10 protein-coding genes are annotated in these 10,198 nt (G+C 64.8%); 8 read left to right on the top strand and 2 right to left on the bottom strand.

The window, feature by feature from the left end; all coding sequences use genetic code 11:
• Positions 1–196: 196 nt before the first annotated feature.
• The 8 genes from QE494_RS09650 to ntrC all read left to right on the top strand — a co-directional run bounded on the left by QE494_RS09650 (position 197) and on the right by ntrC (position 8,956).
• A complete protein-coding gene (locus tag QE494_RS09650; protein ID WP_300042791.1) occupies positions 197–1,201 on the top strand; it encodes a YncE family protein in 1,005 nt (334 codons plus the stop codon).
• A 212-nt stretch (positions 1,202–1,413) separates the two neighbouring features.
• Positions 1,414–2,139 (top strand): polysaccharide deacetylase family protein, encoded by a 726-nt coding sequence (locus QE494_RS09645; protein WP_300042790.1) that lies wholly within the window; start codon positions 1,414–1,416, stop codon positions 2,137–2,139.
• 66 nt (positions 2,140–2,205) lie between these two features.
• A complete protein-coding gene (locus tag QE494_RS09640; RefSeq protein WP_300042788.1) occupies positions 2,206–3,189 on the top strand; it encodes a sterol desaturase family protein in 984 nt (327 codons plus the stop codon).
• Positions 3,190–3,197: 8 nt separating this feature from the next.
• Positions 3,198–4,004 (top strand): molybdopterin-binding protein, encoded by an 807-nt coding sequence (locus tag QE494_RS09635; protein WP_300042789.1) that lies wholly within the window; start codon positions 3,198–3,200, stop codon positions 4,002–4,004.
• A gap of 218 nt (positions 4,005–4,222) precedes the next feature.
• A complete protein-coding gene (gene glnA / locus QE494_RS09630) occupies positions 4,223–5,641 on the top strand; it encodes a type I glutamate--ammonia ligase (protein ID WP_300042787.1) in 1,419 nt (472 codons plus the stop codon).
• A gap of 128 nt (positions 5,642–5,769) precedes the next feature.
• Positions 5,770–6,300, top strand: coding sequence for a hypothetical protein (locus QE494_RS09625; protein WP_300042786.1), 531 nt, complete (start codon positions 5,770–5,772; stop codon positions 6,298–6,300).
• 5 nt (positions 6,301–6,305) lie between these two features.
• A complete protein-coding gene (gene glnL, locus QE494_RS09620; RefSeq protein ID WP_300042785.1) occupies positions 6,306–7,388 on the top strand; it encodes a nitrogen regulation protein NR(II) in 1,083 nt (360 codons plus the stop codon).
• A gap of 32 nt (positions 7,389–7,420) precedes the next feature.
• On the top strand, positions 7,421–8,956 hold the full coding sequence (gene ntrC / locus QE494_RS09615) for a nitrogen regulation protein NR(I) (protein ID WP_300042784.1): 1,536 nt from the start codon (positions 7,421–7,423) through the stop codon (positions 8,954–8,956).
• A 4-nt stretch (positions 8,957–8,960) separates the two neighbouring features.
• Here the strand turns inward: ntrC and xth are convergent, their stop codons facing one another.
• A complete protein-coding gene (gene xth, locus QE494_RS09610) occupies positions 8,961–9,752 on the bottom strand; it encodes an exodeoxyribonuclease III (RefSeq protein ID WP_300042783.1) in 792 nt (263 codons plus the stop codon).
• Between the two features lie 207 nt (positions 9,753–9,959).
• Positions 9,960–10,198 (bottom strand): dihydrofolate reductase (locus tag QE494_RS09605; protein WP_300042782.1); only part of this gene is annotated, 239 nt, incomplete at its 5' end.

The following is a 10,198-nucleotide window of genomic DNA, read 5'->3' as shown; positions in this document are numbered from 1 at the left end:
TGGCGCCTGGGCAATGGCGCTGGCTCGAGCCCGAAGACCTTGACCGGCTGCGGCAGTCGCAAGGCTAGCGAGGCCGTGGGGGCTACACTCGTCCCGTCGTTGTCGAAGGTCCCGCGTGAACTCATTTCTGCGCAAGCTCGTACTGATCCAGGCATTTGCCGGTTTCTGCATCTTTTCACTGGCTGCTCCGCCAGCCATGGCACAGACCCCGGGCGCGTCCACGCCGGCAAATGCCGTGGCCTCCGGCCCCGCCCAGGTTGCCTCCGGCCAGATTGGCAGCGCCCCTGCGCTCAAGTCCCCAATCTTTGTCCTCAATTCCCTGGACGCCTCCGTGTCGGTGGTCGACCCGGTTAGCTGGAAGGAGACCCGTCGCGTACCCACCGGCAAGGAGCCGCACCACCTTTACCTCACACCGGACGAGAAGTCGGTGATCGTGGCCAATGCGCTGTCCGACTCGCTTACATTCATCGACCCGCGATCTGGCGAGGTCCAGCGGGTAATCCGGGGCATTCTCGATCCCTATCACCTGCGCTTCTCGCCGGATATGAAGTGGTTTGTCACCGCCGCCAACCGGCTGAACCATGTGGACATTTACCGCTGGGACGGCAAGGACCTGCAACTTGCCAAACGCATTCCCACCGGCAAGACCCCCAGCCATTTGTGGATCGACAGCAAGTCGACCACGGTGTATTCGACCATGCAGGACAGCGACGAACTGGTCGCCATCGACCTGGGCACCCAGGCCCTGAGGTGGCGGGCCAAGACCGGGCCGATGCCGGCTGACCTGTTCGGCCTGGCCGATGACCGCACCTTGCTGGTCGGCCTGACCGGCGGTGACTCGGTCGAGGTTTGGGACGTGGCTGGCAAGGAGCCGCGCGTCACCAGCCGCATCAAGACGGGGGAGGGCGCACACGCCTTCCGCGCAGCCGGTGACGGCCGGCATGTCTTTGTGAGCAACCGGGTCGCCGACACCATCAGCAAGATCGACCTGACACGGCTTGCAGTGGTCGACACCTTCAAGGCCCCGGGCGGACCGGACTGCATGGAGGTGGTGGAAGATGGCCGGCTTTTGCTCGTGTCCTCGCGCTGGGCCCGTAAGCTCACCGTGATCGACACCCAAACGCGCAAGATCGTGCGCCAGGTGGCGGTGGGCAAGTCGCCACACGGCGTTTGGACGCTAGACCACGCGCGCCGCAACTGACGGGGTTGGGAGCGATGCTGCGCAAGGGGACGATGCGGCAACCAGGGGGTACGAGTTTCGTGCGGCGGGCGTGTGCGTGGGTGGGCGCTGCCTTGGTCGGCTGGTGCGCCGTCTCCCTCGCTGCCCAGGCCCAGACACAGGCCCAAACCCAGACCCAAACCCAGGCTGGGCAGACCCTTCCGGCCCCCACCGGTCCGGCCTGCTCCCGGCCCATTTACCTCACATTCGACACGGGCCACATGGGCGTAGCGCCCCTGATCGCCGAGGTTCTGGCGCGCCACCAGGTGAGGGTGACTTTTTTCGCCGCGAATGAGCTGACGCGCGAGGGGGATGGCAGCCTGGGGGATTTTTGGGCGCCCTGGTGGAAGGCGCGGGCGGCCGAGGGGCATGCCTTTGCCTCTCACACCTTTGACCATGTTTACTGGCGGGCGGATCTGCCGGCCTCTGGCGCATCGCCAGCGACACCGGTCTTTTCCGTGCGCGCCTCGGCCGGCCCGCAAGCCGGCATCACCCGCTCCTTCAGCGCGCCGGCCTACTGCGCGGAGATCGAGCGCGCCGCCACCCGTCTTGAACAAGTCACCGGTCAGAAGGCGCTGCCACTGTTTCGCGCGCCCGGTGGCAAGACCTCGCCCCAACTGGTGGCCGCTGCCCACGCCTGCGGCTTTGCCCATGTGGGCTGGTCGCCGGCAGGCTTTCTGGGGGACGAACTGTCCAGTGAGTCCTGGCCGAATGTCCGTCTTTTGGAGAAGGCGCTGCGGGAGGTGAGGGCTGGCGATATTCTTGTGGCGCACTTGGGGATCTGGTCACGCAAGGACCCGTGGGCGCCGGCGGTGCTGGAGCCTCTCATTACCGGCCTCAAGTCACGGGGTTTGTGCTTTGCCACCCTGCGCGAGCACCCCACCTACAAGGACTGGATCGCTCAACATGGCCGCAGGTGATGCAATTGCTGCAAGTGATCTGAGCCGGCGCGCGGCGATGGTGCAAGAGGAATCAAGCAAGACGTGATGGACTGGATCGACACCTGGTTTTCCGTGGGGCAGCAGGCGCTGTTCGAGGCGGTCGTGCGTCCCGCCATGTTCGCCATGGGCTTGGGCAACCTGTTGGAAGACGGCTATGTGGCCACCGGCTGGTTGCTGGTGGGCCTTTTGCAGATCCTGGTCATGCTGGCTGTGATCGGTCCGCTGCAGCGCTGGCGGCCGGTGGAGGCGGTGACAGACGGCGCCGGCATTCGCACCGACGTGGCGTACACGTTGGTCCACCGGCTGGGCCTGTTCCGGGTGGCGCTGTTTTTCTCGGTCGACCCGCTGTTCGACGCCGCCTTCGGGTGGCTGCACGGCCAGGGCGTGGGCGCTTTTCACCTGGACCAACTCTGGCCCGGGGTGAGCGACATCCCCTGGGTTAGCCTCGTGCTGTATTTCCTGGCCTTTGACTTCGCCCAGTACTGGATCCACCGCGGCCAGCACTCGGTCCACGCCTGGTGGGCACTGCACGCGATGCACCATTCGCAGCGGCAGATGACGATGTGGAGCGACAACCGCAACCACCTGCTCGACGACTTGCTGGTCGACGCCCTGCTGGTGCTGTTGGCGCAGGTGATCGGCGTGGCGCCGGGGCAGTTCGTGGCCATCGTGGCGATCAGCCAGCTCAGTGAGAATCTGCAGCACGCTAACCTGCGCCTGGCCTTCGGGCGCTGGGGCGAGCGGCTGTGGGTCAGCCCGCGCTTTCACCGGCGCCACCATGCGGTGGGCATCGGTCACGAGACTCGGGTGGCGGGCGACATACCCGGGCTGGCGCGCAAAGAGGTGCTGGGGGGCTGCAACTTCGGCGTGCTCCTGCCCTGGTGGGACATGATGTTCGGCACCGCCAATTTCGAGGACCGCTACGACCCTACGGGCGTGCGGGACCAGGTGGAGCGGGGCAGGGACTATGGCCGGGGCTTTTGGGCGCAGCAGTGGTTGGGCTTTAAGCGCCTGGCAGGAAAGTCATAAGGATGAAGATGAACAACGAATTCGGTTTGGTGATCGTCGGCGACGAAATTCTCTCGGGCAAGCGCGCCGACAAGCACATGGTCAAGGCGATCGAGCTGCTCTCGGCGCGTGGCCTGCAACTGGCCTGGGCAGAGTACGTGGGCGACTCGCCGGAGCGAATCACCGACACACTGCGGCGCGCGTTCGCTGGCTCGACGCCTGTCTTTTCCTGCGGCGGCATTGGCGCCACGCCTGATGACCATACCCGGCAGTGCGCCGCAGCCGCTCTCGGGCGCCCGCTGGCCCTGCAGCCGGAGGCCGCGGCGCTGCTGCGTGAACGCATGCGGGATCAGGCCCGTGAGCAAGGCGTGCCCTACGACCCCGAGCGGCCAGACAACGTTCACCGCCTGAACATGGCGGTGTTCCCCGAAGGCGCGAGCATCATCCCCAACCCCTACAACAAGGTCGCTGGTTTCAGTGTGGGCCATGTGCATTTCGTGCCGGGCTTTCCGGTGATGGCCTGGCCGATGATCGAGTGGGTGCTCGATACGCATTACGCCGACCGCTTCCGCCGCGCGGCCTATCTGGAAAAGTCGGTCATCGTCTTGGCGGGCATCGAGGCCACGCTCACGCCCCTGATGGAAGCGGTGGAGCGCGACCATCCGCAGGTGAAGGTGTTCAGCCTGCCCAGCGTCGACCATCCGCAGTGGGGCCGGCACATTGACCTCGGGGTCAAGGGGGAGCCGGTAGCGGTCGAGCCGGCCTATCAGCAATTGCGGGAAGGGCTGCGCGCCTTCCCGGTGCAACTGGGCCCAGAGTTGGTGCGGGGCGGGTGATCCCAATTTGGTGCGCGATGACGCGCCAGTTTGGTGCGCCCCGCAGTCCAGATTGAGTTGCGGAAAGGCCCGGTGCTCACGTCCGGGTCAAAGTCGCCCCTGGGATAGGCGACAATCGCAGGCTGCGCAGTTCAGCTGACGGCATCGTCCGAGTGGCACGAAATCTGCATTCAATGCACCGTATTGATCAACAACCATCGAAACCAGGAGAACCTCTGATGGCAGCTAAGACCGTCGCCGACGTGATGAAGATGGTGAAGGAAAACGAAATCAAGTTCGTTGATTTCCGCTTCACCGACACCCGCGGCAAAGAGCAGCACGTGACCGTGCCGATCTCGCACTTTGACGAAGACAAGTTCGCCCACGGCCACGCTTTCGACGGCTCGTCCATCGCCGGCTGGAAGGGCATCGAAGCCTCCGACATGCTGCTGATGCCCGATCCGGACACGGCCAACCTTGACCCCTTCTTCGAAGAGCCCACGCTGATCCTCACCTGCGACGTGTTGGAGCCGGCGGACCTCAAGTCTTACGACCGCGACCCCCGCTCGATCGCCAAGCGCGCCGAGGCCTACCTCAAGGCTTCCGGCCTGGGCGACACCGCCTTTTTCGGACCCGAGCCCGAGTTCTTCATTTTTGACGACGTCCGCTGGGGCGCCGACATGTCCGGCTCCTTCGTGAAGGTCGACGAGTACGAGGCTTCCTGGAATACCGGCAAGCAGATCGAAGGCGGCAACAAGGGCCATCGCCCGACCGTCAAGGGTGGCTACTTCCCGGTTCCCCCGGTCGACAGCACCCAGGACATGCGCGCCGAGATGTCCCTGATTCTCGAGTCGGTGGGCATTCCGGTTGAAGTGTTCCACCACGAGGTGGCGGGCGCTGGTCAAAACGAAATCGGCACACGGTTTAACACCCTGGTGCGCCGCGCTGACTGGACCATCCTGCAAAAGTACGTCATCCAGAACGTGGCCGACGCCTACGGCAAGACCGCCACCTTCATGCCCAAGCCCCTGGTGGGCGACAACGGCTCGGGCATGCACGTGCACCAGTCCGTGTGGAAAGATGGCAAGAACCTGTTCGCCGGTGATGGCTACGCCGGCCTGTCTGAGTTTGCGCTGTACTACATCGGCGGCATCATCAAGCACGCCCGCGCGCTCAACGCCATCACCAACCCCGGCACCAACAGCTACAAGCGCCTGGTTCCTGGCTTCGAGGCGCCGGTCAAGCTGGCCTACTCGTCGCGCAACCGGTCTGCGTCGATCCGCATTCCCTTCGTGGCCAACCCGAAGGGCCGTCGCATCGAGGCCCGCTTCCCGGACCCCTTGATGAACCCCTACCTGGGCTTTGCCGCCCTGCTGATGGCTGGTCTGGACGGTGTCGAGAACAAGATCCACCCGGGCGAGGCTGCCACCAAGGACCTGTACCACCTGCCCCCGGAAGAAGACGCGAAGATCCCGACCGTGTGCCACAGCCTGGACCAGGCTCTGGAATGCCTGGACAAGGACCGCGGCTTCCTCACCAAGGGTGGTGTGTTCACCGACTCGATGCTCGACGCCTACATTGAGCTCAAGATGCAGGAAGTCACCCGCTTCCGCATGACGACCCACCCGATCGAGTTCGACATGTACTACAGCCTGTGATTCCTCCGGGGTCATGGCTTGCCCGAAAGGGCAACGCACCAAAAGGGCGGCGCAAGCCGCCCTTTTTCTTTTGTCCGGCTTTGGGCCATACTGCATACACAAGAATGCATGTGATAAGGCCGCTACCCATGAAGTTCCTGCCCGTCCTCCTGGTGGCTGTCGCCTCCTTGGCGGCCCACGCCCAGGGCGCTCCCTCTGGCGGCACCCGCATCTATCGATGCGGCAACGCCTATACCAACGATGCGGTCGAGGCCCAGGCCAAGGGCTGCAAGCCGCTTGAGGGCGGCAACATCACCGTGGTGCCCGGCACCCGGGTGCAGCAGGCGCCGCCGCGTCCGGCCGTTGCGGCCGCCGGCGCAGGGGCCGGCCCAGCCCCTGCCCCCGCCTCCAGCGGATCGCGGGTGGACAGCGCCGAGCAGCGCGCGCGCGATGCCGACGCTCGCTACATTCTGGACAGCGAACTCAAAAAGGCCGAGGGCCGCCGCGCGGAATTGCAGAGGGAATACAACAACGGCGAGCCCGAGAAGCTCGGCCCCGAAACACGCAACCACCAGAAGTATCTGGACCGGGTCGCCGAGCTCAAGGCCGCGATCGCTCGCAATGAGGCCGATATTGCCGGCATCCAGAGGGAGTTGTCGCGGCTGACTGCGTCAAAATAGGTGGCTTGAAGCCCTCCACCTCGACCCCTCCGCCAGCCCTCCGATTCGCGCCCTTTGACTTGCTCGCCACTTTGGTGGCGGTGGTCGATCCGGGAGGGCGTGTGGTGTTCGCCAATTCGGCCCTGGAAGATGCGCTGGGAATTTCCCGCCGCAACATTGAAGGGTCCGACTTTCCCCAATCTTTCTCCGAGCCGGGGCTGCTGCACAGCGCCCTGCAGCGCGCTGTGCAAAACGCCTCTGGCGCGTTGCGCTACGAAGCCCAATTGCAGCGGACCATGGATGACCCCTTGCCGGTGCATGTGGTGGTTGCTCCCGGAGACCGGGAGGGTGAGGTGGTGGTGGAAATGCTGCCGCAGGAGCAGTTGGCCCGGCAAGAGCGTGAGGAGCGCCTGCTGGACCAGGCCCGCGCCAACAAGGAGCTGATTCGCAACCTTGCGCATGAGATCAAGAATCCCTTGGGTGGCCTGCGCGGCGCGGCGCAGCTGCTGGAGATGGAGCTGGAGGGGCGTGACCACCTCAAGGAGTACACCCAAGTCATCATCCGTGAGGCCGACCGGCTTCAGACCCTGGTCGACCGCTTGCTGGCGCCGCACCGCCGGCCGCATGTGGTGGGCGATGTCAATATCCACGAGGTGTGCGAGCGGGTGCGCGCCCTGATCGAGGCCGAGTTCCCGCGCGGCCTCAAGGTCGCGCGTGACTACGACGCCTCGCTACCCGAGTTCAGAGGCGATCGCGAGCAGCTCATCCAGGCCGTGCTCAACATCGCGCACAACGCCTGCCAAGCCCTGACCGAGCGCATTGCTGCAGGCGATGCGCAATTGATTTTGCTCACTCGCATTGCCCGCCAGGTCACCTTTGGCAAGCAGCGGTATCGCCTGGCATTGGAATTGCATGTCATCGACAACGGACCTGGCGTGCCCCAAGCCATCAAGGATCGCATCTTCAACCCCCTGGTTTCAGGGCGTGAAGGCGGTTCAGGCCTCGGGCTCACGTTGGCGCAGACCTTCGTCCAGCAGCATCACGGACTGATCGAATGTGACAGCGTGCCAGGCCGGACGGATTTCAAAATTTTGATTCCCTTGCCCTGACCGCTCGAACACAACCCGAGGTAGAAACCCCGATGAAGCCGATCTGGATCGTTGACGATGACCAAAGCATCCGCTTCGTGCTCGAGAAGGCGCTGTTGCGCGAGGACCTGCCCACCCGCAGTTTCACCAGCCCACGCGAGGTGCTGCAGGCGCTGGATGCGGCCAATGACGAGGACGGCCCGCAGATCCTGGTGAGCGACATCCGCATGCCGGGTGGCTCAGGCCTCGATTTGCTCGCCAAGGTCAAGGAGCGCCACCCAGGCCTGCCGGTCATCATCATGACCGCCTTCTCCGACCTGGACAGCGCAGTCTCTGCCTTCCAAGGCGGCGCCTTTGAATACCTGCCCAAACCCTTCGACTTGCCCAAGGCCGTCGAGTTGATCCGCCGCGCGGTGGAAGAGAGCCAGCGCGAGGAGGTGGGTGAAGAGCGCATGGTGGCCGCGCCCGAAATGCTCGGGCAGGCGCCGGCCATGCAGGACGTGTTTCGCGCCATCGGGCGGCTCTCGCAAAGCAATGTCACGGTGATGATCACCGGCGAGTCGGGCACCGGCAAGGAACTGGTGGCGCGCGCACTGCACAAGCACTCGCCGCGCACGAACGGTCCCTTTGTCGCGATCAACACCGCGGCCATTCCGAAAGACTTGCTCGAGTCAGAGTTGTTCGGCCATGAGCGCGGCGCCTTCACCGGCGCGCAGACCATGCGCCGCGGCCGGTTCGAGCAGGCCGATGGCGGTACGCTTTTTCTCGACGAGATCGGCGACATGCCCTTTGACTTGCAGACCCGTCTGCTACGGGTGCTTTCCGACGGGCATTTTTACCGAGTGGGTGGGCACAGTGCGGTCAAGGCCAATGTGCGGGTGATCGCCGCGACCCACCAGGACTTGGAGCAACGCGTCAAGGCCGGCGCATTCCGCGAGGACTTGTTCCACCGCCTCAATGTGATTCGCCTGCGCTTGCCTGCCTTGCGCGAACGGCGCGAGGACGTGGCCATGTTGGTGCGCCACTTCCTGCAGCAGTCAGCGCGGCAACTGGGCGTGGAGCCCAAGCGCATCTCCGACGCGGCCCTGGCCCGTTTGTCCCTGTTTGATTTTCCGGGCAATGTGCGGCAGCTCGAAAACATCTGTCACTGGGTGACCGTGATGGCGCCATCCCAATTGATCGAGCCCAAGGATCTGCCGCCCGAGGTGGGGGAGACCCTGTTGTCGGCCGGCGCGCCCTTGGCCGCTCAGGCCGACGCAGTCAGCCCGGCGGCCATCGCTGACGCCGGCCCCGTGGGTGCGGCGTCGGCGCAGTTTGCCGACGGTACCTCTGCTTCGCCCCTCATGTCCCAAGCGTACGGGCCGGTTGACGAGGCCGGTACCTGGGAGCAGGACCTGGAACGCGAGGCTCAGGCCTTGCTGGCCGCAGGCCGCACTGACGTGTGGGACGTGCTCACCCGGCGCTTCGAGTCTCGTCTGATCGTGACCGCTCTGACCAACACCCGCGGGCGTCGCATCGAAGCCGCCCAAAAGCTGGGCATCGGCCGCAACACGATCACCCGGAAAATCCAGGATCTGAAGCTCGATTGATCTCTCAGAGCGTGAGCACCACCGGTGCGTGGTCGCTTGGCTTTTCCCACTTGCGCGGCGCGCGGTCCACCGTGCAGGCTTGCACCTGGCCGAGCAGCGGTGCGCTCACCAGAATATGGTCAATCCGCAGGCCGCGATTTTTCTGGAAGCCCAGCATCCGGTAGTCCCACCAGCTGAAGCTTTTGGCTGGCTGCTCGAAGAGCCGGTAGGCGTCGGTGAGGCCGAGGGCGAGTAGCGCCTGGAAATGGCGGCGCTCCTCGGTGGTGTGGTGGATGGTCTCGCGCAGGCCCTCCGGGTCATACGAGTCGCGGTCTTCCGGCGTGATGTTGAAGTCGCCTAACAGCACGAGCCGCGGGTGGCGGGCGAGTTCGGCGCTCACCTGACGGTGCAATGCGTCGAGCCAGGCCATCTTGTAGACAAACTTCTCGCTGCCTGGCTCCTGGCCATTGACGAAGTAGCCGTTGATGACCCGCAGAGGCTCAGCCCCGGGCGATTGCACGGTGGCGGAAATCACCCGCGACTGCTCGTCGGCGAAGCCCTCGACATTGCGCGTGACCTCGGACAGCGGATGGCGCGAGACGATGGCCACGCCGTTGTATGTTTTCTGGCCGAAGACCGCGCAGTGCGGGTAGCCCGCGGCGGCCAGGGCCTCCAGCGGGAACTTGTCTTCGGTCATCTTGAGCTCTTGCAGGCATAGGGTGTCAACCGGCGCGTCCGCTGGCTGGCCAGCCAGCCAGTCAAGCACATGTTGGTGGCGTGCGGTCAGGGAGTTGACGTTCCAGGTAGCGATCTTCATGCCGGGCTCAAGAGGGTATGCAGCAAGTGGCTGGGTGCGCGAGCGTATCCGTCCAGGGAGCTGTTGCGTTCACGGATACAGGCAGGCCATTGGCCCCATGTCTGTAGCCTTCAGCCGCCCGCTGCTGGGCGCGCTCGAGTCTGTAGTCATTCGGACCATGGACATCAAAACCGCCTCCGGACATGCTGTGGTCTCCTCAGGTTGTGCTTACGTAGGGGCATGTTGGTAGCGGATGAACTCATAGCCAAGCCCCGTCGCTGAGGTGTGAGCGCTGCGGGCCGACTCGGTCCAGCCCGGACCCAGCAGGGGAGCGAAGGCGTCACCCGGGTAGTCGGCGTTGATTAGGGTGACCTCGGCCACCTGGGCCAGCGGAGCGGCCTGCGCATACAACTCGGCGCCACCGATCACCCAGGCCACAGGCGCGCCCTCGCACAGTGCCAGTGCCT

Origin of the sequence: Ramlibacter sp., assembly GCF_029866045.1 — a bacterium.
In the GTDB taxonomy this organism is placed as follows: domain Bacteria; phylum Pseudomonadota; class Gammaproteobacteria; order Burkholderiales; family Burkholderiaceae_C; genus Ramlibacter.
The sequence above is the reverse complement of the archived record's forward strand: the minus strand, read 5'-3'. Positions and strand labels throughout refer to the sequence as shown.

What these genes read in the sequence shown, in the direction of transcription:
- QE494_RS09650 (WP_300042791.1), top strand. Translation starts at nt 197, where the DNA reads ATGGCACAGACCCCGGGCGCGTCCACGCCGGCAAATGCCGTGGCCTCC.
- QE494_RS09640 (WP_300042788.1), top strand. Translation starts at nt 2,206, where the DNA reads ATGGACTGGATCGACACCTGGTTTTCCGTGGGGCAGCAGGCGCTGTTC.
- QE494_RS09635 (WP_300042789.1), top strand. Translation starts at nt 3,198, where the DNA reads ATGAACAACGAATTCGGTTTGGTGATCGTCGGCGACGAAATTCTCTCG.
- glnA (WP_300042787.1), top strand. Translation starts at nt 4,223, where the DNA reads ATGGCAGCTAAGACCGTCGCCGACGTGATGAAGATGGTGAAGGAAAAC.
- QE494_RS09625 (WP_300042786.1), top strand. Translation starts at nt 5,770, where the DNA reads ATGAAGTTCCTGCCCGTCCTCCTGGTGGCTGTCGCCTCCTTGGCGGCC.
- ntrC (WP_300042784.1), top strand. Translation starts at nt 7,421, where the DNA reads ATGAAGCCGATCTGGATCGTTGACGATGACCAAAGCATCCGCTTCGTG.
- xth (WP_300042783.1), bottom strand. Translation starts at nt 9,752, where the DNA reads ATGAAGATCGCTACCTGGAACGTCAACTCCCTGACCGCACGCCACCAA.